The following is a 26,495-nucleotide window of genomic DNA, read 5'->3' as shown; positions in this document are numbered from 1 at the left end:
GCCAATGGCAGTGGAAAAGGACATCTCTGGAGGGGAAAGGGTATGCTTACAATACTCTTAGTTGCACTTGCGCTGTATATCTTTTGGCTGTTGTTTCGCAATGGTCCTGCATTTGCTGAGCGAGTGCCAAACAAAAAGCGTAACTGGGTTGGACCCACGTCGAATCAAAAAGAATGGCAGGGCTATTGTTCCGAAGTCTTTCAGCCGTTCAGTTCTCAAACCACCTTTTATGCCATCGCCTATTTTGCCAACTTTGTGGCTGCAGCAAACGCCATTTCTTGGTCGATCGTGTACGAAGGGGACTATTCCATCATCATCAGCCGCTTTGGCAGCTATTTTATCCTCAATACTCATGATGCCTTGGTGGTATCTGGGTTTGTCGCACTGGCGTGTTTCATCATTAATTGGCAAATGGCGGTGCATTGCGCCGGGATCATGAGTCAGTATTTGGTGCGAATCTTGATCATCAATCGTACTCGCTTTGTCGCGATCAGTTTGGTGTTCTGCAGTTACTTTGCGTACTTGTTGACTGTTGGTATTTTCTGGCTGTTCCACGACGGATACTCCATTTGGCACGGGCTTACGCTCACTCCGGTATTTCTGCTGTTGGCTTTGTTGCTTGCGGTTGTGTTGCCATCGGTGAAGAAAGAACCAGCTGAAAAAGAGTAAGCACCACTTATTTCATTGAGTTGCGGTAGTAATTCCACTGAGGTTGAGGTAGGATCGCCGACCTTTTTTCGTCAGTGGGAGGACTTATGTATATTGGCTTTGACTACGGCACCGCGAACTGTTCGGTGGCGAAAATGGAACAAGGTGAGCCGCAACTTTTAAACCTTGAAGGGAATAGCCCTTACATTCCTTCCACCCTTGCTGCACCAACGCGTGAGTCGGTGTCTGAACACTTGTTCCGCCATCGCAGCATCAAACCTTTCGATCAGGTTGGTGAGCAGGTTTTGCGTCGCGCTATCAACCTCAATCGTGAAGAGAGTATTGAGCTTGAGCCAGAAGACATGGCGTTTGGCCAAGCGGCACTGAATCGCTATTTGGAAGATCCTCGCGATATCTACTATGTGAAATCACCAAAGTCTTTCCTCGGTGCTTCTGGTCTGCGTGATGTTCAGCTGAGTTTCTTTGAAGATCTGGTTTGCGCCATGATGGACAACATCAAATCGCAAGCAGAGAACAGCGCACAGCAAATCATTACTGATGCGGTGATTGGTCGTCCAATCAACTTCCACGGTCGTGGCGGTGAGACGGCGAACATTCAAGCAGAAGGCATTCTTTTAAGAGCAGCAAAACGCGCTGGTTTTCAGAACATCGAATTCCAATTTGAACCAGTAGCCGCAGGTCTGGAATACGAAGCAACGCTAACCGAAGATAAAACCATACTAGTGGTCGATATCGGTGGTGGTACGACAGACTGTTCTTTGATTCAGATGGGGCCATCTTGGCGAGGTAAAGCCGACCGTACCGCAAGTCTGTTAGCGCACAGTGGTCAACGTATTGGTGGTAACGATTTGGATATCGCCTTGGCGTTCAAACAATTGATGTTCCCATTCGGTATGGAGAGCAAGATGGAATCGGGCATCATGATGCCAACCACGCAGTTCTGGAACCCAATTGCGATCAACAATGTGGAAGCGCAGAGCGATTTCTACTCACGTGAAAACTTATCGGCGTTGAAACTGCTGCACAAGCAAGCGCAAGAGCCTGAGAAGCTGGCTCGTTTGCTAGAGGTTTACCACGAGTCACTGGGCTACAACATCGTGCGTCGCGCAGAAGAAGCCAAAGTCGCGTTGTCTGACCAAGCGTCTTACCGTGCGGGCATTAACTTGTTGTCTGAGTTGATTGAAGTCGATGTTCAACGTGATGAGATGATTGAAGCAATTGAATCACCGAAGAATAAAATGACGGCTTTGGTTACCGAAGCGGTAGAGCAAGCAGGTGTGAAACCGGATGCGATCTTTATGACAGGCGGTTCGGCACGTTCACCTATTTTGCGTGATGCAGTGCAGACAGTATTGCCAAACATTCCAGTGGTGAGTGGCAACTACTTTGGTTCGGTCACTGCTGGTCTAGCGCGCTGGGCAGAGGTTTGCTTTAAGTAAGACCGAGTTAGCTGTTGTTAGATTCCTGATCTCGCCTAGGCTCGTCGGAATGACGAGGGGGGGAGTTTGGCTGATGTGGCGAGCACTAAGCCACTCAAACTTTGACAGAAGACTAAATAGGGTCACTCCCTAGAGCGAGGAACGAACGAGTAGGGAATCTCTAAAGTGCACATCAGTACAACCAAAGGTGCACACGGCTAGAATCATAGGTACCAAAAGAAAAAGAGCCCGCTGAAGTAGCGAGCTCTTTTCGTTTAAGCGATTAGTGATGGTGCGTGTGCTTTTCCATGTGGTCTTTCTTCTCAACCGCCATTTCGACTTCCACTTTACCTGCTTTTTTGAACGTCAAAGTCACAGGGAAACGGTCGCCTTCTTTTAGCGTTTGGGTTGGGTTGAAGATCATTAGGTGGAAGCCACCTGGCTTGAATTCCACTTTTTGCTGAGGCTCTACCACGACTTCATCAATCTTAATCATCTTCATCATGCCGTCTTCTTTCGTGTGAGTATGAATCTCCACACGGTCAGCAATCGGTGTTGAAGCCGCAATCAGCGCGTCATCAGCGTCACCTAGGTTGCTTAACTGAAAGAAACCGCCAATCACAGGGGCATTTGGTGGCGCTTCACGGCTCCAAGGATGATCGATGTGAATCTTGCCTGCTTCGTATTCGTGAGCAAGGCTGAGTGGGCTTAGCATAAAAGCGATAAGGGCGATGGCTGTGGTTTTCATCAGTTTGATCATTTGTGTTTTCCTTTTTAATTCTGGCTGTTCTCTATCGATTATTCGATAGGATTAATACGTTATGTTTATTTACCGACTACTTCGTTGAGTATTTAGGCGTGGAAAACACACGGCGGAGACTGCTTGGGCGCTACGTACTTGTAAACTTTTCTTCCGCAAGCTGCGAAATGATAGGGAGTGAAAACGTGCTTGGTGCGTCTTAACCAAGAGAGCGTAGTCAGATACAGACCGAACGCGATAGCGATAAAGAATTGCGCCGCTTGTAATAATGGACATTCAAACTGAAAGCCATCGTGCAGATTAAGGTCTTGAACAAATTCAGAATTGGGCAGTGCGTTGGCTTCAATCAGTTCGTTAATATCCACCCATTTAAAGCCATCAGCGGTACACAGCAACACCTTTTCATCTTGAACTTGGTTTAGCCAATTTTCGCTGTGGATTTGCGTAGGGTTCAGTGCCGCAGTCGACGTTAGGTACAGCTGAAACAGCACAGCAATGATGATCATGACTGCGCTTATCGCTTTCTTTCCATGCTGTGTTCTGAGTGTGTCCATACGACTTTTTATTATGAAGCGGAGATACGCCAATTGGCTGTAAGACTATGTTTCGGCGCAGGATAGTAACAAACGAACATCAAATTGTAATCGCGAGTTTATAAAACGGTGATGTGAGTGTGTTTTATTTGTTTTGCGGTTTTTTATTCTGAGAACACATATCGCAAAGATTTATCGTTCGGAAAGCTTTCAAACCTATTGGTGCGCTGAATGTCGCAAATTGAGCTGGTGATTTTGCGTGCTAGAATCGCACTGATTCAATTCAAACTGATTATCTATTCCTCACTTGTTTTCCATTAACGGAATTATGACAGTAATTTAATAAAGGATACGGTATTCTCCGCACCTTTGTAGTTGCTTGAAGCGCCCGTCATATAAGGGCTGCGGAATCTTAAGAAATTTCTCCAATGAAATACGAACAACAGATCGGATATCGATATCCTAAAGGTCGATTTGCTATGGTGAGCGTGTACGCGTTTACTGGCGCTGCGATTTTAGCATCGACTATTTTTTCTCTTTTACTGTTTTTGTCGATTGACGAAAACCCAATGATGCAGGCGCTATTTGGCGGTCTGGCCATCATCTTTGAAGCGGGCAAGTTTTACGCTTGGTATGAATACGGTGAGCGTCGCGCACACAGAAACTACACAGGAGCCCTAACGGCGTTAGTGTTCTATTTGGTGCTCGCTGCTATTTCTATTGGCGGCAGTATCGGTGGCATCAACAGTGCGACCAACAGTGCCCAAAGTCATATCTCGGTAGAACAAGCGAAAGTGGAAGCGTACAACCGTCAGATTGCGTCAATCGATAAGCAGATTGAACTGAACAACATGGCGGCGCAAAAGTACATCGAGATGGAGCGTATCGCGACTGGCGTAACGCGCATTCAAGAGCAGAACAAAAAGCTACGTGAAGAGCAGCAACGTTTGGCAACAGAGCGAGATAGCTTACCGCCAGTGGCACAAGGTTCTGTAATTGGTCTGATCGACAGCTTAGCGAAAGCATTTGGAACGACCTCTTCTCAAGCGCAGTTGGGCTTGGTGGTGTTCTTATCTATCTTGTTAGATTTCTTTGCTGCTTTCTTTGTAGGTTTGATTGGTGAAGAGAACCGCTTCCGCCATTTCTTCCGTCGTAACGATGGTATAACGCTAGCAAACGTTCGAGATATTGACCCAGAGCCAGCGGGATACTTGCCTCATATCAAAGAGGAAGCTGAGCCTGAAGCGCAACAAGAGCTTGAACCAGAAGAGCCAAAAACGTTATTAGAGCAAGTGAGTGATGCGTTAAAAGGTCACCAAATTACTTGCACCAAAAAAGCGGTGGCAAAGCAGTTCAGGCTCTCGGCAGAAGAAGTCGACAAAGTGTTTGAAGAGCTCGCCGAACTTGGTTTAGTCGGTAAGAAAGCCAACCACCATTACCACTGGATTGGTCAGGCCGAAGCGGCTTAAGCATAGCGAACGAAAAACAAAAGAGCGTCCAGATGGACGCTCTTTTTATTTACTTTAAACTAATGGTCACTTTAAACCAACAGCCACTTTATACCTATATTCACTTCAAACAAGTAGACACAAATCGATTCACATCAGGCTGAGATTAATCTGTGATGATCTTCTTGGTCGTGTTTTTAATTGGTTTTTTTTCTTTCTCTGGCATGGCTGCATCAACGGCTTTCCCAGCAAGCCCTTCGTCTGGTAGTGCTTTTTTACCAGCTTCTACCGTCGTGTCTTTTAAGGCTTCTTTTGGTGTGCATCGTCCACCGACACCCACAACCGCTTTAGTGGCTGTTGCTTTAGCTGCTTTTTCTGCATCACAGTCTGGACCCAACACACCTGCGTGCGCAGAGGTTGCGCCGAATAGGAGAAGAAGTAGGGCAAGGTTACGTTTGTTCATTACAGTTACCGTCTTCGTGTAAACATGAATTAAGTGTAACTGAGTGATGTGAGTTTGCAGGAAAAGAAAAGTGCCGCCGACGCGACACTTGAGAGTTTCTGTTGTATTTTCGGAAGTTTAGTCGTTAGCGAGCTCAATTTCTCTTGCGATATTTTGATCATTCATAACCACGCCATCAACTTCGATGGTTGCCCCGTCTAGGTTCGCTTCTTGCACCCCGTTAATCTGAGTATTGCTATCAATCACGACAGTTTTGGTTTGGAAGTCTGGTCCGTGTTCGTTTTGGCAAGCCAGTACGAAAGTTCGGGAGTTTGCGTCGTAACTGTTTACAAGGCCTGTACACTCAAAAGACTCTAGTCGTTCTGGTGCATCCTGAGCATTTGTCGCAGCGAAACTGCTTGCTGAAACACAAGCACCGAAAAGCATAATTAGAGGTAGTGTTATTTTACGCATTATTAATCCCTCATTTGGTCATACGTATCTGTTTTAAAAAAGGATAGAAGAAAAGTCGATACGGAAGGAAAAGAAGCACCAAACTGTGATGCTTCTTAAATATTTGCGTGTATTTACATTGCGTTAGTCGTCGTGGCCTTCTGCTTCCACTTCACGCGCGATGTTTTGGTTGTTGATGATCACACCTTCCACTTCAACTCGAGAACCATTTAGGTTGTGTTGACTTAAACCTTCGAAACGAGTTTGAGCGTCAATCACAACCGTGTTGTTCGACATAGTTTGGTCAGCGTCATTCTCACAACGCGTTACTTGGAAAGTCTCAGTGTTGACATCGTAGTTGGATACCACACCTTCACATTCAAACTCTTTACCTTGCCAGTTGCTGTCGTGGTCGCCATCAAAATCAGGGCCGTCGATTTCAACGTTTGTCGCTGTGCGAACACCATTTTTCATTACTGATGTCACTTCAACTTCTTGGCCTTGTTTAAGATCTGCTTTGGTACCATCTTCAAAGCGTGTTGCGTTATCGACAGCGAAGTTACCACGGTAGTTTAATGAGAATTGGCTGTAATCGTTCGCAACCCATGTTACGATGCCTTCCACATCATTATCGCCAACAAGGCTGTCATAGTTTTCAACTTCTACTTCGGTTGCTACAAACAGGTCGCCTTGCATTGAGCCTTCAGCTTCAACCCATTGACCAACTTCTAAGCCATCAACACGGTCGTAAGAAACGGTCGTGTTTGCACCCAGTTTGAAGGTGCTGTTATTTGCATCAATGCTTGAGATACGGCCTTCGATTTCATCAGGACCGTTGTAGTCGAAGTCAAACTTCACAACGGATAGCACTTTGTAGCCAGCATCAGCGGTTGGTAGTGAGGACACCATAACCCAATCGCCTTGGTCGATTTCATTACTCAAACCTTCAAAATGAAGTTCGACACCGTTAACAGTGAAGGTTTTGCTTACATGATCAATTGCCGTCACTGTGCCAGTCATGGTTGGCTCTAGCGTAACGACTACTGGTTCCTCTGTCGATTTCTCTGTTCCAGAACCAACTTGAACCATCATATTTGGCTGAACAGCACCTAGATTCGTTTCTTTTGAACCATACATGACTTCAGAAACACGATAGGTATAGCCGTTTACTGTAATGGTGCTTTTCGCTTCGTTGACTGATTCAACCGTACCAATTGCAGAGCTTGGTTTTGCCGCCGGTTGAGGTGAAGAACTACCACCGTCTCCAGAACCGCCACAACCAGATAATGCCAAACCCACTGCCGCTACAAGCGCTAATTTTTTCATGATATCGACCTATTTTTGAAAGCTTATTTATGAATTTGGTTGTATCTTATGACGCGTATCGTGAAGTGTTCGTGAAGAAACGTGAGCTTATGAAAATATTAATTGTCGATGATAATCACAATGTTTCAGAAACTATTGCTGATTATCTAGAACTGGAAGGGATGACGATAGATTGCGCTTACCATGGAGAGGCTGCGCTAAATTTAATTCAAGAAAATTATTATGATGTCATCATTATGGACATCATGATGCCAAAACTCGATGGCATTAGTACGGTTGAGAAACTGCGTCAAGAATTCTTATGTGGAACGCCAATTTTATTCTTAACCGCCAAAGATACCTTAGATGACAAAGTGGCTGCTTTTAATGCGGGTGGCGATGACTATTTGATGAAGCCTTTTGCGATGCAAGAGCTCAGCTTGAGAGTTCACGCGCTGGCTAATCGAGGCCCAAGACAAGACATCGGCACGCTGAAGTTTGCTGATATTAGCTTGGATGCCCGCACTGATGAAGTGACTCGGATGGGTAAACACATCAAGCTCAGTCGCATTCAAACCAAAATCCTGAAGCTATTATTGAAACGTGCTCCTTCAGCGGTTTCTCGTACTGAAGTGATTGACAACGTGTGGGGTGATGAGCCGCCGGGAAGTGATGCGCTGAGAAGCCACATTTATGGTTTAAGAACGGCACTCGACAAGGGTTTTGATGATTCCAGATTAGAGACGATTCATGGACAAGGTTACCGACTCAAAGCATAAAGAATACCCAAGCATATATCGTAAGATCCGCTGGGGTTTTGGCTTGATGACCTTTGCGATGTTTACGTTGTTTTGGTCGTTGATCTACGTTGCTGAGAACAAACTTGAAGTATTGAGCTTGCACCATTGGTTAGACACAGAAGTTGAGCTTTATAAAGAAAACTACCAAAAACAGGGGTGGGACGCACCATTGCCCAATGTGCTGGAGTTTGATTCTTATTGGAGTGAAGCGCCAACGCCGGATTGGTTGTTGTCGTTTAAGTTTCCTGGATTCTACGAGTATCTTTTAGGGGAAGAGGATAAGCACTTCGTGGTGTTTGAGCATCCTTCTGGTAAAGGTTTGATGTACATCGTCTTCCAAGATGACTCAGACGACTATTTGGATGAATACGAAAGCTCGTTGCATCAGTTTACCTTTTTCTTAGGGGGCTTGTTCTCCATTATCATGGTCGGGTATGGCGTATACATGGTACGGATTTTGTCTCGACCTTTAGCTAAGATCGAAGACAAAATTGGTCACATGCCCCCGGATCAACCGACGTTTAATGTTGATACCAAGTTCAGCGAGACTCGCCATATTGAGCAGACGTTGCTCGACAGCAAAAATGAGATTGCAGGTTACTTCCGTCGTGAACAAGAGTTTAGCCGCTTTGCCTCTCATGAGTTACGCACGCCAATCATGGTAATCAAAGGCTCTGCCGATATTTTAGCTCTCGTGCCGGATCAGCCTCCGGTGGCTCAAAAGGCGGTGAGACGCATGCAAACGGCTTGTGAAGAGATGCGAGTGTTAACTGAAGCGTTCCTCTTGTTGGGCAAAGAGAAAGTTGAAGCTCAACATTACGCGGATCACGCTTTACTAGGGTGCTTGAATCAACAATTAGCGGAACTGGCACCACTATTTGCTAAACAGGGTGCAGAGTACAAACTGGATGAGCTAAATAGCGGTGTGGTGCATGCGCCTGAAAGCTTTGTGACGATCGTGATCAACAACCTGATCAAGAACGCATTCAGTTACAGTATCGGAGATATCGAAATTGTCCTTAATGGAACTCAATTGACCATAGTGAACCGTCACGATGGCAATGAGACCTACAACGCCGGCTATGGATGTGGCTTAGTGATCGTGGAACGTATTTGTGAACGCATGAGCTGGTCGTTTGAACTCAATGATGATGGTATGAGGTTTACTGCCAAGGTCGACTTTTATTCCTAAACCTTGTGTGCATGTTTTGAAAGCCAGAGAACATACTCTGGCTTTTTTGCATCTAACTGCCAGTGAAACAAGAAATAAGTTCGATATCGATTAGACTCAAAAGAGTCAAAGTGAATTCAGAGGAGTGGCTATGCTCTCATATCAGGTCAATCGAAGTATCGAGATAGAAAAAACACAAAGTGAAATCATCAACTACCTAAAAGACTTTACTCGTTGGCCTGAGTGGTCGCCGTGGATCATTCTCGAGCCGGACTGCGAACTCACTTACAGTGATGAGCAAGGTGTGGTAGGGGCAGGTTATCAATGGAACGGAAAACGAATTGGTACTGGTGCTATGGTTCTCGAAAGTACTCAAGAGCATCGATTGGACATGGAACTTCACTTCTTTCGGCCTTTAAAAACTCATGCGAAAGTTACTTTAATCGTGACGCCGTCACAAGCTGGTTGTACCGTCGAGTGGCTAATGCAATCACGTGTACCTTGGTTCTTGTTTTTTCTTAAAAACGTGTTTAAGTCCATGATCGAAATGGATTATGACCGTGGCTTACGTATGTTGAAAAGCCAGTTGGAAACAGGGCAAGTGTTATCCCTGCTGACTGATTTGGGTTCCCGAAAGCAAAATGAAGTCAGCTACATTGGATTATCCGGTGCGGGTACGATTCCTGATCTTGGCCCCATGATGCAATCGCATGTGGCGCGATTGTATGAGATGGCAGAGCAAGAAAACCTGCCTGTCACTGGTGAGCTATTTTGCTACTACCTATCAATGGACATGAAGCAAGGATACTTTGAGTTCATTACTTGTTTGCCTGTCAAAGCTGGCGTTGTCGCGACTGGTGAGTTTGTTGCCGGAACCATTCCTGAAAGTGACACCTATGTGATTGAACACAAGGGAGAGTATCAATTTTTGGGGAATGCATGGTCGTATGCGATGAATCTTACTCGGCACAATGGCATCAAAGTGAAGACCAAACCGTTGGGCATCGAACGTTACCTTAATAACCCAAATGACACTGACAAAGCAGACTTGTTGACTGAGGTGATTGTGTTCAAGAAATGATGTGCGTTGTAAAACTATGAAGCAACGCCATGTTTCATCCTAAGTGCATGATAGTATTGGCATACAAATTAGAACGATACTCAAGTTGATGTGCGCCTTTATGGTGCCATCGCACTATGTCATGGATGAGATATGAGACTTAAATACTCCCTAATTACCGCGAGCCTCTTGGCTACCCATTCTTACGCAGGTGACGCGCCGAAGAGCATTATCTATATGATCGGTGATGGCATGGGGCCAGCCTTTACGACCGCTTATCGCTATTATCATGATGATCCAAACACAGATGAAATAGAGCCGACGGTTTTTGATTCTATTTTGGTTGGTATGGCGAAGACGTATCCTGATGATGCGACTTACGTTACTGACAGTGCTGCAAGTGCTACCGCTCTGAGTACCGGTATCAAAAGCTACAATGGTGCTATCGCGGTGGATACGGATAAGAAGCCGATCAAAACGATGTTAGAGATGGCGAAAGAGAAGGGCATGACCACAGGCTTGGTGGCCACATCGCAAATTAACCACGCAACGCCTGCAAGTTTTGCCGCTCATAATGAATCTCGCCGAAACTATGACGATATCGCCAATGATTACATCGACAATAAAGTGGGTGAGAAATTACCAGTCGATCTACTCTTGGGCGGTGGTGTTCGCTATTTCGAGCGTGAAGACCGTAATTTAGTTGACGAGTTCAAGCAGCAAGGCTACCAATACGTTGCCGACTTTGGTCAGCTTCCTGCACTACAAACTTTACCCGCCTTAGGCTTGTTCGCGGATAAGGCATTTCCGTTCGCACTAGATGAAAACCCCACTCGCCTAGAAGAGATGACCAACAAAGCGCTTTCTCTATTACAACGTCAAGACAATGGCTTCTTCGTGATGATTGAAGGTAGCCAGATCGACTGGTGTGGGCATGCGAACGATATTGCGTGTGCGATGGCGGAGATGAATGATTTTGCTAAGTCAATTGAATTGGCTAAAGCGTATGTCGATGCTCACCCTGATACTTTATTGGTGATCACCGCTGATCACTCAACTGGCGGCTTAACAATTGGTGCGAATGGGCAGTATCAGTGGGACACTGAGGTGATTAAGGGGGTTCACAAAACGGCATGGCCTTTGGCGATGTCTCTTGCGCAATCCCACGACATGATCGCGACATGGAATGAGTCGGTCGATTGGCCATTATCTAAAGAGCAAGGTCGAAAGCTGGCATACGCTAAATTGAGTGAAGAGCCAGCTAAAGCCCTCTACAAGGAGGTGAAAGCGATCATTAATGAGAAGAGCTACACCGGTTGGACGACAAAAGGCCATACTGCCGTTGACGTCCAAGTGTTTGCTTATGGGCAAGGTGCGGATAAGTTTGTTGGTTCGCAAAATAACACTGACATCGCGAAGAAGTTAATCAGTTTTATTCAGTAGGCTCTCAACTTCATAGATTTAAACTGTCCGTTTCTCGTAAGCGAAAAGAAAATGCCTCAGCATGTGCTGAGGCATTTTTTTATAGGCCAACTTCTCTTGTTAGAGAATTATTGTGCACGGTATTTACCGCTGTTTAGTTCAATTTTAGACGCTTTTACGCGACTGTCAGCATTTAGGTAATCGCTGATACCCAGTAGATCTTGACCTTCCGCAGCTTTGAATACGGCTGATTCACCTTGTGCAAAGACGACGTCAAGTTTGAGCTCTTTAGCTACTGCCTTAGCATCGGCTGGGCTTTTCACCGTAACAAAGATAAGGCCCGTTGCTTTAGATACGTTACTAAACGCATTCTTAAACACCTCGTCACCAGCGTGTAGCTCTGCCGCTTCGGCAAGGCTATCAACAGAAAGCTTACGGTAATCTTGGCCGTTAATTTGTACGGCATCAGATGCGACAAACAGTTCAGGTGTAGGCTGCTGAGCCAATTGTTGCTCTGCTTGTACAGCCGCTGCCATTGTCGATAGAGCCAGAATAGAAAATGTCATAAATTTCATGTGAATGACTCCTTAGTGACCGAAGATACGCATAGACCAGTTTTTGATAACACCTGGTTTTGCGTTGTTAGCCATCGGTACATCATAGATAGCTGAAGAATTGAAATATGCAATGAATGAGAACACTTCATCGCCGTTGGTATCGATCGCTCGTAATGTCCATTCGCCTTTCGCGTTTTCACCGTAGAATTGGTTAGAAAGCATCAGCTGGTTTTCATAACCTGCTACTGTTGGATCAAGAGATTGGCCAACAAGACCATTACGCGGTGTTTGCAGAACTGAACGTGTACCTGATGGAGAAATCAGCTCAATTGCCAAATCTGGTAGACGCGAGTGTTCAAGTGTTAGTTTCACTTGTACTGACTCAACAGTAATGTCATCGGTAACAGCAATCGCTGAAGAACCACCCGCCAAGCTTGCGTCTGGAACACTCACTGCCGTCCCATTGCTTGCCCAAGGTGTAATAACTTGTGCAGGTAGAACTTTGTTTGTCATACGAGCACGTTTCATTGCTTCATCTAGGTTGACTGCGCCAAAACCGTAGAAGGTATGGAAGTCAACGCCAGCTGCGTTTGTCTGCCATGGTGAAATCGCTTCGTAGCTTACCAAGTCTCCTTGGCTATTAACGAACTCAAGTTGAACACCTGGGTGGTCTTTGTCGGTTACGCTTGCTGTTTCTGCTAGTAACGCACGGACATCACGAGCGGTCAGCGCATGGTTGGTTGACATAATCGCCGCAATTGCACCAGAAGTGTTTGGCGCCGCTGAAGACGTACCATTCATTGTGCTGGTGTAGTTACAGTTCGGATCTTGCTCAGTACCGCCGTGAAGACCGTTAATACCTAAATCTGCACTGGTGTTTTGACCTTCTTCACAGCCTACTAGGTCTGTCGTGACCATTGCTGGGAAGTCTTGACCGTATTCACCTGCTGGTGCTGCGACCCACACGTTAGCACCAACGGATGAGTAGCTTGCGCGAGTTCCGTCAGCACGAAGTGCGCTGGTTACAAGGTTGTAGTAACTCGCATTGTCGTAAGACTGTGCTGCGTTATGCATTGGTAGGCCTTTATTGCCACCGCCTGCGAAGAAGTCGCTAGGAAGCACGAAGAAACGGCCAGTGTTGAAGTAGCGGTAACCATTACCAGCAGATTTTACGAAGACAGCACCACGACCCCAAGCATTGCCTTCGCTGACGTCTTTCATTACATCCATTTCAAGCTTGAACTGCGGATCGTTCTCATCGAATGGAATAGGGTAGATTGGACTAAAACCATAACTTTGGTTGAAAACGCGAACATCGCTGGTTGCAGCGTCCACGCCGTGAGAAATCAACCAACCTTCCAGTGTTTGGTTCGCGAGCCAGTTAAAGCCCATTAGAGAAGAGCGAGAAGCTACGCCGCGAACGCCTTCACCGTTGTTACCAACTGCACTGATTAGGCCAGCAACAGCGGTACCGTGGCCATTTGTATCAACTGGGTAATCGGCTGGGAATGAAGAGTCTTCAACGAAGTTTCTACTACCTGTGACTACGTTACCTGCAAGGTCTGGGTGATCGATCTGTACGCCAGAGTCAATAACGGCAACTTTTACACCAACACCAGCAATGCCCATCGCTTGTGTCAGTTTGGTGTTCAAGTCATTACCCGCAACGGCAGGGTTTGCTGCAAATGCAGTTTGGCCTGTGTTGTCTAGGTGCCATTGCTCAGAGTAGAGCGGATCATAAGCCGAGACGGCAGGTGAAAGGCCTACTGCTAACATTGCAGCGAATAGGCGATTAATGCGTGTTTCCATTTGTGACCTCATGTCTTTGTTTGGAATTTTTGTCCCTGTTCGATACTCCTTTAAACAGGTCTAAACAAAGCTAGCGGCTTAGAATGGAAACGAAAACTGTTTACATCTTATTTACTTTTGTTTTTCGACGCACGACATTTTCTTGACAATAAGTGCTTGAAGTCACATTAGAATCTAGATATTTGCAGGAAAGATTGCATGTTTAAAAAGCAGAAAAACTAGAGAATTTTTCTGCTTTTTATGGAATGGGATGATTTATATGGCAGGTTGTATGGTTGCCTCAGGTTCTGTAGGGGCTTGTTCTTTACGAGACAGCAGACCGTCAACCACTTTTTCTACATAAAACTTCTTATACTCCTTATCACACCAACGCTTGTTCAAACCGCGACGGTTGAATTCGGCACCAATTGCCACGCGGGTTTGATTTGATGCGCGGTTGTAATACAGGGTTTCACATAACTGCATGTTGCTCATCTGCTGAGCGTACACATTAACACTGCTGCTTCTCATTCCTAATTGCGCGGCTTGCTGATTGCTGCACGCGGCCAATACTAAGGGCGACAGTGCAGCGAGAATCCATGTTTTTTTCATTGTGTTTTTCTATGACGTCGAGTGAATTTGGTACTGGTTTCGACCAGATTGTTTGGCATCGTACAGAGCTTGGTCAGCGGCAAAGAACCATTGATCCCACTCCTGTTTGATGCTTTGCGCACTTAGCTCGTTAACTGCGCCGAGTGAGATTGTCGCGCCTAGCGATTCAGAGTCAACCTCAAGGTTGTTGTTTTCAACTGCAAGTCTCAAACGATCTAACGTTTTTGCACAGTCATCAGCGTGTCTAATTTCGAACAGCAGCACAAACTCTTCGCCACCCCAACGGACGAGTAAGTCGCCAGCGCGCGTTGCCTCGTCGAGGACGCGTGCAACGTGCAACAGCATTTTATCGCCTAGGTCATGGCCATACTGGTCATTGAAGGCTTTGAAGTGGTCAATATCAATAACGGCAAGGGCGAACTTACGATCAGGGCTTCGACGCGCCATTTGATCCAGCCAATTAGGCAGATAGCGACGATTATGTACCTTCGTTAGCGGGTCAGTGGTATTTTGCTGCGCCAATTCTTCGTTGATCTTGTTCATTTGGCGAATGTAACGGAAAAGCCAAAAACCGATAGCGGCAACAATAAGGAAGTAGAAGATTTCGCGGTAGCGTTGGGATTCAAGCTCAGAAGCTTGGAGCGCATTCTTCGCTTCGAGAAGGGTCAATTCTTTCTGAGCCAGCTTCGCCTCTAAGTCGAGTTTGATATTGATCATCTCATCGCCATGAACATGGCTATCAAAGCTTTTTTCTAAGTTACGTAAACGACCCAAATTATCGAATGCTTTTTCAAAATGTTTTAATTCTTGGTTGGCGCGCACGAGTACTAAATACAGGTCCATTTGCTGCTTAGTCTCTGCACTTGCCGTTTCACTTAGGCCTTCTAATGCAGTTTTTGCACTCTCAATTGCTTGCTCATACTTCCCATCCTTAAGGTAGGCTTCGGCAAAAGCTTCGTGGCAGGCGGCTTTTAGGCCTTTTAAGTTTTGCGGGTTCGGAAGTTCTAAACATGCCTGTGCAAGTTGATAAGATTCTTCCATCTTACCTAGTGTGCTAAGAAGTTGGGATAAGTTAGAAACGGAGTTATGCTTAATTCTGACTGAGCCCGTTGCCATGGAGAGTTGGGCAGCTTGCTCAAAGTAACGTTCTGATTCTTCGTACTTTTCCATGCCATAGTTAATGACACTTAAGTTCGCATACATGATGGCAAGGAACAAGCTGTTGTCATACTTATTATCGCTGTTTAAGTAGCCGTTAATCGCTTGGTCGAGATAGGTTTTTGCCCGATCCCAATCCGACAGTTCCATATAAAGTGAGGCGATGTTGTTGAGTGTCATCGCAATCTGGATTTCAAACTCAGATCCTTCAAGCAAATCATAAGCGGTTCGATAATGTTTTAAACCGGTTTGTACTTGAGCGCGTTGAACCTCTGCATTTCCAAGCCAGCGGTAAGCTCGACCTTGAAGAGAGTTATAGCCAATCTGGCGAGAGATATTGATGACATCGTGCAGAAGAAGCTCGCCTTGCCAAACTTCGTCTGCTTCTATCAGTTCGACCGCTTGGTTTAACTTTGCTTCAGCAATCACCCAAGGCAAATCATGTTGTTTGCCGAATTCAACGAGGTCAGGGAGCTCTGGAATTGGAACGCCTTCGTAACGCTCAAGATAAATATGTGCGAAGTAATAAAGTGCTTGTGAATCCGGAGACGCATCCGCGGGTAATGTGAAGTCGCTTGATTTGATTGAGCGAGGCTTACCGATAGAGTCGAAATAAAATTCCAACATCGGGTCGTCTTTTATCGAGATATGGTGTCTGAGGTAACTTTCTTTGTTCGCGTGGTCTGCAGAGAAACTGCTGGTTGAACACATCGCGCCAAACACAATCGGAAATAGATACCGTAACGTTTTAAACGGTATAAGCTTTAGACGGTTGATAAAAGCGAACTCTTCAAAGTGAAACACGCAAGAAGTCTATCATTTCTCATCTATGAATAACCACAGATTTAGTTGTTTTATCTGTACATTAAAAGTAACTGTTCAATGAGTGAAAATAGGCCACTGAAATACCGGCGTTTTTAACACAAAATGCTCAAAATTACCCGGTTGGACGGATGTCTTTCAGCTTTTCTCGTTAAAGGCTGTTGCCATAAGAATCTTAACAATAGAGTAGGGGGAAAGATGAGTAGGTAACTCTGTTCATAAAGAGGATAAACGATGGGGTAACAGCTCGTAAAAAATCCTTCGATCTCTAAAATTTCATTTAGCTGTCATAAATATTTAATATTGGTATGTCTTGTGAAAAAACATCTTTTTAGACATAGTGTTATTAAGCCATGAAAAACTGGCTGTTCCAACTAAAAAGGAGATTGCCTATGCACAACGAAATGATTCAACCTTCTCGCTTTGGTATTATCGGTCGTACTTGTATCGCTTCAGTACTTATGATCGCAGGTGTTTTCGCTCTTATGTAATAAGACGGTAGTTCATCAGTACTGCTAAGAAAACATAGCAAAATTCAGGGAATTACCTTAACAAAAAATAAGGTATTCCCCTGAAAATCCTATCTAAGTCTCTATTCTTAACTCAACAAGCTAAAAACCAACGCACTTACTGCGATAACTCCCGTCATAAGTACAAAGTAGGTCGATGCTTTTCCACGATACTTCTGCAGTCCTTTTACTTTGTATACCGCTAGCATTGGCATAATGAACAAGATCATTGCGATGACAGGTCCCGACAGGGCTTCCATCATCCCCAAGATGCTAGGGTTCATGATCGCAGCAATCCAAATAGACACAAACAGTACAACAACACTGATGCGATCTACGCGTTGCTTTGGCATATCAGAATGCTTAGTGATCAAACCATTCAAGCTTTCACGTGCACCAAGGAAGTGACCAAGGAAAGAAGAGGTGATCGCGACAAATGCGACAAGTGGACCTAACGTTGCAATAAAAGGATTGTCCGTAGCGTTTGCTAAGTAAGACAACACAGATACGTTTTGCTCTTTTGCTTCTGCCAGCTGCTGCGGAGATAGCGCAAGCACGCAAGAGAAGACAAACAACAGCACAAAAGCGATCAGCATGATGCTAGTGCGACGTAAAATAAGCTCAGACTTCGCATCCGCTGCCTCACCATAGTGACGACGTTGAACATTGGCAAAGCTTGAGATTGCTGCTGCGTGGCTGAAAGAAAAAATGACGACAGGAATCGCCAGCCACATGGTGCTTGCAAAAGACGACATTTCTGGCGCGTCCATTACTGGCATGCTCCAGTTTGGCATTAAGTAGAATGATAGAAATGCCAGAATCGCCACCAACGGGTAAACCATGATGGCAAAGGCACGCAGCATGACTTTTTCACCCGCCATCATGATAGCAATTAAGCTAAACACTAATACGCCAGACAGCAGAGCACGCGGTAATGGCTCCATACCCGCTTGGTTGACCATAAAGCTGTCGACAGTATTGGTAATGCCAACGCCATAGATTAGTAGGATTGGGAAGATAGAGAGGAAGTACAGTAGCGAAATTGAACGACCCGCTTTCGCGCCAAAGTGTTCTTCTACCACATCGGTAAAATCAGCGTTCTTGATCTTTGAGGACAGGACAAATCGGGCAAGACCACGGTGAGCTAAGTAAGTCATTGGGTATGCAAGAAACGCCATGACAACTAGAGGCCAAAAGCCGCCAATACCAAGGTTAATCGGCAAAAATAGAATACCTGCACCAACAGCAGTACCAAACAAGCTTAATAGCCAGTGTGTATCGTGCTTTGTCCAAGTATTTGTGGTGTTTAATTCACTAAAATTTAACGTATCTCGAGATTCTTTCACTTAAAACTCGCTTTTATAAAAATAATAATCGCGCGGATGGTATATGTTTTAGTGATTGTTATCACATTGAGTTTGTGGTGAATCGTGCTAGTGAAAAGGCGGTGGTGTAAACTATCGAACCATGAAAATTTGAAAAAAGCGATATATAGTTTCAGTTTGGTGTGTATTAATTGAAATAATATCGCGAAATTTTATGATTTTATGGTTTTAGATGTTGCGGTTAAGCTTTGTTCTATAACATTGTAAGGTGTTCAGAGAGCGGAATCGGTTTAGAAACGCCAAACCCTTGAGCAAACTGGATATTTAATGCTCTTAATGTCTCTATATGAGCTTCTGACTCTACAAATTCAGCAACAGTCACGAGGTTCATGCTCCTTGCTACTTGGCTAATGGCTTGGACGATAATTCTGTCGTTCTCACTAGCAACGATATCTTTGACAAAAGAACCATCCACTTTTAGTACATCCAGTGGAAGGCGACGTAAATAGTCAAAGCTCGCGTACCCTGTACCGAAGTCGTCAAGTGCGATAGTTGAGCCCGCTTTGCGTAGTAAGTTCAGGTTCTGGATGGCGATCGGCTCATTACAAAGGGCATCAGATTCTGTGATCTCAAAGCAGAGCTTATTCATCGGAATTTCGTGCAGTGTGGCTTTTGTTTGTATCTGCTCTGCCAAACCTTCTGAGTTGAGCGCTTTTGCCGTTAGATTAATAGAGCAACGACCGACTGAACGCCAATCGTGAATTTGTGCTTTTAGTGAGAGAAAGGTGTGCTCAATTACCCAGTTATCCAGTTCAAGTTCTAAACCAAATTCGTTAATCAGCGGAAAGAACTCTCCCGGTGACATCAACGTACCTTCGCAGGGTCTAAGACGTAAAAGTATCTCAAAGTTCGCTGCTTGGTGTGCCTCACTAAGTGCGCGGTAAGGTTGGCAGTAGAGCTCGAACTCGTTTTTGCGAAAACACTGCTGAATAAAACTTAATTGATCAAGTGTATTTTTTTGCTCTTGATCCTGAGTAATCCAGTTCACACAGCGATGTTCGTGACCTTGCTGTTCGCACAGTTTAGAAATTAATGGATCTAGGCTTTTGTCTCCGTAAACCGAAGCACACTGTATGGTACGTTTTACCAAGCTTATCGCTTTATCATCAAAGTAAAAGTAAAAACGATCTAACAGAGCGATAAGGGTTTCTAACTCAGCGTCCATATCAGGTAGGCGCGGAGCGATACACAGCAAGCCGCTGGCAAACGGAGGTAAATAGGCGCGTTTTAAATGCTCAGTGTTGGAGGCAAGATATTGGCTGAGCTGTTTCATTAGCTGAGCCCTACCTTGGTGGCCTAGACCGTTGAGTTTGGATAGCGTTGGTTCTAGGTCGATATATATCACGGTTGCATTGGCTTGCTTGGCAACATCCTCTTTTAGCTGGGCGAGATTATATAAACCCGTAAAGCTGTCGATACGTTCTTTGCGAATGGCGTTACGTGTCGTGACATAGTTTTTGATCGTGTGCGCGCCCAACATAAACGTGAGCATGGTGAGAACGAACAACACCAGAAGCATCGCATAAACTTGTTCACGTGAAAGTAGTTCGGCATTAAAACGATTAATGATGCTAAAAACACAAATCAGCAATGTTGCAGCACCAACTAACATAGGGCGAATCAGTCCAAACTTACCTAATCCCATACCAACCAAGCAGAGCAATATCAAACTGAGCGTGTTCAGTGTGAGTGGGTTATTTGTAGATATGCATCCGACTAGGAATAATGCACAAATCATCACCCATATACGAAAGTGAAATGGACTGGAGTGTGCGTTCATCATTGCACGGTCGAGCTTTAGGTATGGCGCATTTTCTCCATCGAGAACGTAACTCAACCCTAGACTCAATAAGGGAGTTAGTACCATCTGTGTCAGAACCGCACTTAAAACCGAATAGGCGATAAATTCAAATGAAAAGTTGGGGCTACCGCCGAGTAGCACACTGATTAACAATAATAATGCCGTATTGGCGATTGGGTAAAGAATACCGATAAACAGAGCGAAATAGCTTAGCTTTACAGTAAAATTGTAGGCCGCAACATGTTTCAAAGCCGAGCGATAGAGCTGGCAGAACAATAATGGAAGCGCAGGAAGAAACAGAGCGAACATCAGCGCCATATCAAATGGGCGTTCAGAGCAAATGGTGTAGTAAAACAGCAAGCTCACGATGATCGTGGGCAGTACCCTAAAATTGTATCTGAGCGTAACTGCAACAACGAAAGCGGCCGTAAAAGAGATCACGTGAACGCGGTCTTGCGCAATCACATAGAAATTGGAGAGGCTATAGCTAACTTGTATTGCGCAAAAGATTAGGATCTGAGTCCCTAAAAACTGCCACCACTTTTTATTTTTATAATCGAGCAAAGGGCTGATTTGCTCGAGTCCAGACATCGACATTATTCAACTCTAATTATGACAGCGTAATTGAAGTCTCTGCACTAATAATGCGAGAGCCTCATTTTTATAATGATTCGCCTAGCTAAAGGAGCGCAATGGCTCATGGTGGGCGAGTTCGCCCTTATTGTTGTTATTGTTTCTGCTTATGAGAGCGGCGATTATTCTACAAAAAACAAGCAACAATCAAATAAAAACTGGTACGACGTTCCATTAATCAAAACTACCTCTCATCAATGAGAAGTGGTCTTACCAATCTACTGAGTGTGATTATTCTAACAGATTGCTAGGAAAGGTATGAAATCATTAGGTTTTATCGCTTTTCGCTACTATATTCCGCTTCTTAAGTTCAAAAGGAACCGTTTTAATGAAGATTACCCCAGCAGGAAAACAGGATTTGGCGTTAGTACACGCACTTGAACACGTATTGTTTGGTCATCACGCTTACCCTCACTTTTTCTTTCGACAAGCATTTGATTGCTGGCCGCAAGGTTTGTTGATTGCCAAAGAAGAAGATCAAATTACGGGTTATGTACTGATGGCGACAAGCGATGAGCGAAACACACATTGGATCTTGTCACTTGCGGTTGATAGCCAACATAGAGGCAAAGGGATTGCACGTTTACTTGTACAAGCGGTTCTAACTAAAGCCAGCGCGGGTTCTGTTGTCAAACTGACTGTCGACCCGAACAATGTGCCTGCGTGCAAGTTGTACACTTCGCTAGGCTTTAAGGTTCTGGAAAAAGAAGAAGATTATTTCGGTGATGGAGAACCGAGACTAGTCATGGCACTAGCCCATTAATCTTGCACTTCTGTGATTCAAACTCGCACCTAATCAGTGCATTGCCAATTATAAAGTTAAAGCTGGTTTTGTTAAGTTATTGAAATATAGATTAATATGAAATTGGCATCGGGTTTGCAACTTAGATTATGTTCATCGTTAACTCGATGCGCCGCTTTCCCTTAGCAGGCGGTTAAGCGGATAGGGTATTACTTTTTTGAGCTTTTATAGGCAATGCAGCCTCTCTCGTTTCGGGAGAGGTTTTTTTTCGCTTGTAGCTCGTCATTCTAAGGAAAGAATCAGGGGGCGGAATGTCGCAAGGATGCAAAAAAACCACTTGTCCCTATTGTGGTGTTGGGTGTGGTGTCGAGGTCAATGCGAAAGGAATCGTTGGGGATGCGTGTCATCCTGCAAATGCGGGATCACTGTGCGTAAAGGGCGTCGCGCTGGCAGAGAGCTTGAATATGCCTTCGCGCTTGCTGTATCCAAAGCTTGTCACCAAGCAGCGACCTCAAGGGCAAGAAGTACAATGGCAACAAGCCACAGATCTAATTGCAGAAAAGATTCATAAAGCGAAAGCGGAGTTTGGATCGGATTCCGTCGCGATGTACGTGTCAGGCCAGTTGTTGACGGAAGACTATTACGTCGCCAACAAACTTATGAAAGGCTATGTTGGCAGCGCAAACATCGATACTAACTCCCGTCTATGTATGTCTTCGGCGGTTGCGGCTCATGTACGAGCATTTGGTGAAGATGTCGTTCCCGTCAATTACGATGACATTGATAATACCGAGCTGTTGATCATCTGCGGTGCGAATACCGCTTGGACGCACCCTGTTTTATTTCGACGTATTCAACAAGCGAGAGAAAACAATCCTAACCTCAAGCTGGTGGTCATTGACCCGCGTGAAACGGTCACCGCGCAGCAAGCGGATTTGCATCTACCGATTAAAAACGATGGGGATGTGTCACTTTTTAATGGGCTGCTCAAGTTTCTTATCGAGCAGCAATGTATTGATTCTGAATACATAAACTCCTATACCGACGGGTTTGATGCGCTTGCAGAAGAAGTTTATGATTTGCGTTACGATGTCACTAATCTAACGTCTTCCATTGGTATTTCAGAAGAAAAACTTACGACATTATTCCAATGGTTCGCACAAAGCCCAACCGCAATCACGTTGTTTTGCCAAGGGGTTAACCAAGCCGAAAATGGTGTCGATAAAGGCAATGCCATTATTAATGCACATTTGGCGTCAGGTAAAATTGCCAAGTCAGGTTGCGGGCCGTTTTCTATTACAGGTCAGCCGAATGCGATGGGTGGACGAGAAGTAGGTGGATTGGCCAATCAGTTAGCGGTTCATCGTGCTTTTGACGCAGAGTCTATCAAGCAAGTGCAGGCGTTTTGGGATTCACCAGAAATTGCCACTCAGCCCGGTTTAAAAGCCGTTGAGCTGTTTGAGGCGGTAGAACGTGGTGAGATTAAAGTTCTGTGGATCATGGCAACCAATCCCGTTGTCTCTTTACCAGATAACCAATTGGTAAAACGAGCACTAGAGATTTGTCCGTTTGTGATTGTTTCCGATATCACAGCGGATTCGGATGTAGCGCATTACGCGGACCTATTGCTACCCGCCGCTGGCTGGGGGGAGAAGCAAGGCATGGTGACCAATTCTGAGCGTCGACTTTCAAGGCAGCGCCAGTTTCAAACGCCTCCGGGTGAAGCAAAATCAGATTGGTGGGCGATAAGCCAAGTCGGACAAGCTCTGTGTGCATTGGAAAAGACACAAAATGGTTTTGCATTTACTTCTGAGCGGTCGGTATTCAGGGAATATGCGGCGATGACAGGCATGAATGCCGATTCGCCATTGAAGCTCGACCTGTCTCAACACGCGAACTTAACCGAGCAAGAATACGAAGAGTGGGTACCGACACAATGGGGAGGAGAGCGCCCTTTTGCTGATGGCATCTATTCGCACCCAGATGGTAAAGCGCGTTTTGTCGTGACCAGTGAATCTCCAACGCGTTTAGAGAGAACAAAAGGCTGGTGGCTCAATACGGGCAGACAACGCGACCAATGGCATACCATGACGCGCACAGGTCATATCGCACACCTTGCCGCCTCTGAGTTAGAACCAACCGTGTACATGAACACACTCTCTGCTACTCAAAATCGCTTAAAAGCAGGACAACTCACCAAGCTGTTTCAGCCTACTTCAAACACCAGTATTTATGCCAAAGTTGCCATTGATGAAGGTTTAGGTTTTCAAGAGCTATTTATGTCAATGCACTGGGCGGGTCGATATGGCGGTGAAAGCAGTGTTAACGCGATAGTAAACAGCGCAAAAGACCCTATTTCCGGGCAGCCTGCGTTTAAGTCGTCTTATGTTGAAGTGCAAGATGCGGCGGTAAAAACCTACGGTATGTTCATCGGTACACAGTTTGATTCCGGTAAATTTCTCTACAGCGCATTTCAAGCAGAAAGCAATTTGGGCATTTGGCGCTTTGCACACGATAAGCGGCCAAAGAAGCAGAGTTTTTGTCGAACGGAAAAGAGCCGCAGAATTACGATAGATATTGCCCAAGGTTGGCTAGCGGTGGATTACGACCTTGTTGGAGACGTTCGTATCATTCGCTCTGTTTTGGTGGTGTCTAGTGAACCGATTCAAACCGACTACACCAACTTTACCGGCTTGATTGGCAAACCGATGGAGCTATCGCAACTGCTTACCATCACTCAATCGCAAAGCAGTGCCAAACTGGTTTGTAGTTGTTTCCGCGTCACCGATAAACAAATACATGACGCGATGGAGAAACAAGATTGCACGTCATTGACTCAACTGCAAAACAAACTCAAATGCGGTACTAACTGTGGCTCGTGCATTTCTCAAATCAAACAAATGGTCGACAGCCATCAGCATCAAAAGGGCAAACAGCAAGCGAGCCAGCAAAGTCTGGCTATTCAAATAAAGTAAGTCATAAAGAGGATAAGCACATGGAAGCGCCTTATCAAAAGTCTTGGTTTAAGAAAGGACAAGCGAGTCAGAATCAAGAACGCTCGTCTCGCTTTTCTAAGCATGACCAAGCAAGCAAACTGACCCAACTTTTAGAAGACCATTCAGTAGACCTCGACGCGAACCACAAAGGTTTTGTCTCGATTGTCGGAGCAGGGCCGCACGATCCTGACTTGTTAACGGTAAAGGCTGTAAAAGCGATTATGTCGGCAGAGGTTCTGCTGTACGACCGTTTGGTTAACAAAGATATTTTGGAGTTGTCTTCGCCACAAGCTGATTGGATTTACGTGGGCAAAAGATGCGGACAACCCAGCATTGCTCAGGAAGAAATCTGTGATTTGATGGTGTCGCTCGCTCAACAAGGAAAGCGAGTTGTGCGCTTAAAAGGGGGAGATCCTTTCGTATTTGGCCGTGGAGGCGAAGAAGCATTAGCGCTCGTCAAACACTCAATCGCGTACGAAGTCATTCCCGGCATTACCGCTGCGATTGGATGTTCAGCAAACAGCTTGATTCCGCTGACTCATCGTGGCGTTGCTCGCAGCGTTACCTTTGTGACAGGGCAAGTGGTAACAGGCGCATTTGAGGCTTGGAGCAATCTGATGCAAAGCGGACAAACGTTAGTCTTCTATATGGGGTTAGAAAAGTCATCGCAAATACAAACGGGTTTATTAGGCTCCGGTTTGAGAGTAGATTTCCCTGTCGCGATCATCACTCATGGTTGCAGTCCTCAACAACAAGTTCATGTTACCCAACTCAATCAGCTCAATGATTTATCGATTACACTTAAAGGCGTGAGCCCAGCATTGATTGTGATGGGAGAAGTTGTCAAACTGCGCGAACAACTAATAGAAACCGTACAGTCAGTGACGGAATACGAGGGAATATGAGCAGCATTTTGGAATGTATTAGAACAGTCGGTCGTGGCGAACGTGGCAGAAAACCACTGAACTTTGACCAAGCGTTTCGAGTTATGGATGAATACCTAAACGGTGAGTGCGACGACGATCAGATGGCAATGCTGTTGATGCTGATCCGCGTACAGAACGAGACTCAACAAGAAATCGCTGGCTTTGTTAAAGCATTCCAATCCCGCATGCCAGCTATTGGTGCAGACATTGATTGGCCATGTTACGCAGGCAAACGTGAAGCGGCAGGTCAACCTTGGCACCTGTTGGCAGCGAAGATCCTCGCCGATAATGGTCATAAAGTGTTGATGCATGGTTATCACGATCGTCAATCTGGTCGTTTACACGCAGAAGATTACCTCGACAAGTTTGATATCAACAAAGCGGAATCAGCAGAAGACGCGAAGCGTGTGTTAGAAACACAAAACATTGTGTATCTGCCGCTGAGTTCGTTTGCACCTCAAGCAGAAACCATGATTGGTTGGAAGAATCGTTATGGGCTTAGAACGCCGATTAATACTGTGGTTCGAGCACTGAACCCGGGGCAGGCGACCGTCGGTATTCGTGGTAGCTTCCATCCTGGATTCCAACAACTTCATGCTGAAGTCGAATATGAGATTGGTCAAACCGCTCACGCCGTTGTGTCATTTAAAGGACAATCGGGTGAGTCAGAATACAACCCGAAAGTAAGCCAAACGGTATGGTTAAGCCAAACAAGCGGCGTGACATCGCACTACTGGACGGAGCAAATGTTGTCTGAGGTGTCAATGTCAGTAAATTGCCCGTTTGGTACGTCAGAAGATGACATGAACCAAATGGCAAATACGGTTCTCGCTACCATGACAGTGGTCTTGTTTGCACAAATGCACGACAGAGAAAAAGCATTCGAACGCGCCTTCTCTTACTGGCAAGCCTATTGCGGCCAGCAATAACGTACTATTGTCAATGAATGTAAAACCAACGACGCAAAGTTGTTGAATCTGAATCCATTATCTATTGTTTGAAGAAGGTAAAAGATCCTAGCTCGCCAATGTGTGTTTCACCGCTGCGTTCCTTATCAGGGGTGAAACCACCGTTCAAGAATCAGT

The 26,495-nt window shown here is 45.3% G+C and carries 22 protein-coding genes; 11 read left to right on the top strand and 11 right to left on the bottom strand.

Going from position 1 to position 26,495, the window contains the following annotated elements; translation table 11 throughout:
* Positions 1 to 42 precede the first annotated feature (42 nt).
* Both GXP65_RS11750 and yegD read left to right on the top strand, forming a co-directional pair.
* Complete coding sequence (locus GXP65_RS11750) at positions 43 to 669, top strand: hypothetical protein (RefSeq protein ID WP_005431501.1); 627 nt, start codon at positions 43 to 45, stop codon at positions 667 to 669.
* A gap of 86 nt (positions 670 to 755) precedes the next feature.
* On the top strand, positions 756 to 2,108 hold the full coding sequence (gene yegD / locus GXP65_RS11745) for a molecular chaperone (protein WP_005450128.1): 1,353 nt from the start codon (positions 756 to 758) through the stop codon (positions 2,106 to 2,108).
* 262 nt (positions 2,109 to 2,370) lie between these two features.
* On the opposite strand, the gene GXP65_RS11740 is transcribed toward yegD, so the two are convergent.
* Together GXP65_RS11740 and GXP65_RS11735 are read right to left on the bottom strand one after the other, a co-directional pair.
* Entirely contained in the window at positions 2,371 to 2,847 is a 477-nt protein-coding gene (locus GXP65_RS11740) for a copper chaperone PCu(A)C (RefSeq protein ID WP_005431498.1), read from the bottom strand.
* 92 nt (positions 2,848 to 2,939) lie between these two features.
* Positions 2,940 to 3,401, bottom strand: a complete 462-nt coding sequence (locus GXP65_RS11735) for a hypothetical protein (RefSeq protein ID WP_043883420.1) — start codon at positions 3,399 to 3,401, stop codon at positions 2,940 to 2,942.
* 407 nt (positions 3,402 to 3,808) lie between these two features.
* On the opposite strand from GXP65_RS11735, the gene GXP65_RS11730 reads away from it, so the two are divergent.
* On the top strand, positions 3,809 to 4,849 hold the full coding sequence (locus GXP65_RS11730) for a hypothetical protein (protein WP_054823857.1): 1,041 nt from the start codon (positions 3,809 to 3,811) through the stop codon (positions 4,847 to 4,849).
* Positions 4,850 to 4,994: 145 nt separating this feature from the next.
* Here the strand turns inward: GXP65_RS11730 and GXP65_RS11725 are convergent, their stop codons facing one another.
* The 3 genes from GXP65_RS11725 to GXP65_RS11715 form a co-directional block, all read right to left on the bottom strand.
* Positions 4,995 to 5,291, bottom strand: coding sequence for a hypothetical protein (locus GXP65_RS11725; RefSeq protein ID WP_162092882.1), 297 nt, complete (start codon positions 5,289 to 5,291; stop codon positions 4,995 to 4,997).
* A 117-nt stretch (positions 5,292 to 5,408) separates the two neighbouring features.
* Positions 5,409 to 5,744 carry a hypothetical protein gene (locus GXP65_RS11720; protein ID WP_043883418.1) on the bottom strand — a complete coding sequence of 112 codons (336 nt, stop codon included), beginning with the start codon at positions 5,742 to 5,744 and terminating at the stop codon, positions 5,409 to 5,411.
* A 123-nt stretch (positions 5,745 to 5,867) separates the two neighbouring features.
* Positions 5,868 to 7,049: a DUF5666 domain-containing protein gene (locus tag GXP65_RS11715; RefSeq protein ID WP_162092881.1), complete on the bottom strand. Its 1,182-nt coding sequence runs from the start codon at positions 7,047 to 7,049 to the stop codon at positions 5,868 to 5,870.
* Between the two features lie 89 nt (positions 7,050 to 7,138).
* Between GXP65_RS11715 and GXP65_RS11710 the strand changes: the two genes are divergently transcribed.
* The 4 genes from GXP65_RS11710 to GXP65_RS11695 all read left to right on the top strand — a co-directional run bounded on the left by GXP65_RS11710 (position 7,139) and on the right by GXP65_RS11695 (position 11,502).
* The gene (locus GXP65_RS11710; RefSeq protein WP_162092880.1) at positions 7,139 to 7,807 is read left to right on the top strand and encodes a response regulator transcription factor; all 669 of its coding nucleotides are present in this window, start codon (positions 7,139 to 7,141) and stop codon (positions 7,805 to 7,807) included.
* Positions 7,779 to 9,020 (top strand): HAMP domain-containing sensor histidine kinase, encoded by a 1,242-nt coding sequence (locus GXP65_RS11705; protein ID WP_162092879.1) that lies wholly within the window; start codon positions 7,779 to 7,781, stop codon positions 9,018 to 9,020. Before GXP65_RS11710 ends, GXP65_RS11705 begins: the two co-directional genes overlap by 29 nt.
* Positions 9,021 to 9,150: 130 nt before the next feature.
* Positions 9,151 to 10,080 carry an SRPBCC family protein gene (locus tag GXP65_RS11700; RefSeq protein WP_005431475.1) on the top strand — a complete coding sequence of 310 codons (930 nt, stop codon included), beginning with the start codon at positions 9,151 to 9,153 and terminating at the stop codon, positions 10,078 to 10,080.
* A 132-nt stretch (positions 10,081 to 10,212) separates the two neighbouring features.
* The gene (locus GXP65_RS11695) at positions 10,213 to 11,502 is read left to right on the top strand and encodes an alkaline phosphatase (protein ID WP_162092878.1); all 1,290 of its coding nucleotides are present in this window, start codon (positions 10,213 to 10,215) and stop codon (positions 11,500 to 11,502) included.
* Between the two features lie 107 nt (positions 11,503 to 11,609).
* Here the strand turns inward: GXP65_RS11695 and GXP65_RS11690 are convergent, their stop codons facing one another.
* From GXP65_RS11690 to GXP65_RS11665, 6 genes are all read right to left on the bottom strand, one after another.
* The gene (locus GXP65_RS11690) at positions 11,610 to 12,056 is read right to left on the bottom strand and encodes a hypothetical protein (protein ID WP_045420611.1); all 447 of its coding nucleotides are present in this window, start codon (positions 12,054 to 12,056) and stop codon (positions 11,610 to 11,612) included.
* A gap of 12 nt (positions 12,057 to 12,068) precedes the next feature.
* Positions 12,069 to 13,847 (bottom strand): S8 family peptidase, encoded by a 1,779-nt coding sequence (locus tag GXP65_RS11685; protein ID WP_162092877.1) that lies wholly within the window; start codon positions 13,845 to 13,847, stop codon positions 12,069 to 12,071.
* Between the two features lie 255 nt (positions 13,848 to 14,102).
* The gene (locus tag GXP65_RS11680; RefSeq protein WP_162092876.1) at positions 14,103 to 14,438 is read right to left on the bottom strand and encodes a hypothetical protein; all 336 of its coding nucleotides are present in this window, start codon (positions 14,436 to 14,438) and stop codon (positions 14,103 to 14,105) included.
* A gap of 9 nt (positions 14,439 to 14,447) precedes the next feature.
* Complete coding sequence (locus tag GXP65_RS11675; RefSeq protein WP_205455508.1) at positions 14,448 to 16,223, bottom strand: tetratricopeptide repeat-containing diguanylate cyclase; 1,776 nt, start codon at positions 16,221 to 16,223, stop codon at positions 14,448 to 14,450.
* A 793-nt stretch (positions 16,224 to 17,016) separates the two neighbouring features.
* Positions 17,017 to 18,273 (bottom strand): aromatic amino acid transport family protein, encoded by a 1,257-nt coding sequence (locus GXP65_RS11670; RefSeq protein ID WP_162092874.1) that lies wholly within the window; start codon positions 18,271 to 18,273, stop codon positions 17,017 to 17,019.
* Positions 18,274 to 18,505: 232 nt separating this feature from the next.
* Entirely contained in the window at positions 18,506 to 20,479 is a 1,974-nt protein-coding gene (locus tag GXP65_RS11665; RefSeq protein ID WP_346265904.1) for an EAL domain-containing protein, read from the bottom strand.
* A gap of 595 nt (positions 20,480 to 21,074) precedes the next feature.
* Between GXP65_RS11665 and GXP65_RS11660 the strand changes: the two genes are divergently transcribed.
* The 4 genes from GXP65_RS11660 (at position 21,075) to GXP65_RS11645 (ending at position 26,339) form a co-directional block, all read left to right on the top strand.
* Positions 21,075 to 21,509 carry an N-acetyltransferase gene (locus GXP65_RS11660; RefSeq protein ID WP_162092872.1) on the top strand — a complete coding sequence of 145 codons (435 nt, stop codon included), beginning with the start codon at positions 21,075 to 21,077 and terminating at the stop codon, positions 21,507 to 21,509.
* 290 nt (positions 21,510 to 21,799) lie between these two features.
* The gene (locus tag GXP65_RS11655; RefSeq protein ID WP_162092871.1) at positions 21,800 to 24,463 is read left to right on the top strand and encodes a nitrate reductase; all 2,664 of its coding nucleotides are present in this window, start codon (positions 21,800 to 21,802) and stop codon (positions 24,461 to 24,463) included.
* 20 nt (positions 24,464 to 24,483) lie between these two features.
* Entirely contained in the window at positions 24,484 to 25,389 is a 906-nt protein-coding gene (gene cobA / locus GXP65_RS11650; protein ID WP_162092870.1) for a uroporphyrinogen-III C-methyltransferase, read from the top strand.
* Complete coding sequence (locus GXP65_RS11645; protein ID WP_162092869.1) at positions 25,386 to 26,339, top strand: glycosyl transferase family protein; 954 nt, start codon at positions 25,386 to 25,388, stop codon at positions 26,337 to 26,339. Before cobA ends, GXP65_RS11645 begins: the two co-directional genes overlap by 4 nt.
* The last annotated feature ends 156 nt before the right edge of the window (positions 26,340 to 26,495 follow it).

Source organism: Vibrio sp. LB10LO1 (genome assembly GCF_010092875.1).
GTDB lineage: Bacteria > Pseudomonadota > Gammaproteobacteria > Enterobacterales > Vibrionaceae > Vibrio > Vibrio campbellii.
This window is presented reverse-complemented; position numbering and strand designations above follow the sequence as displayed.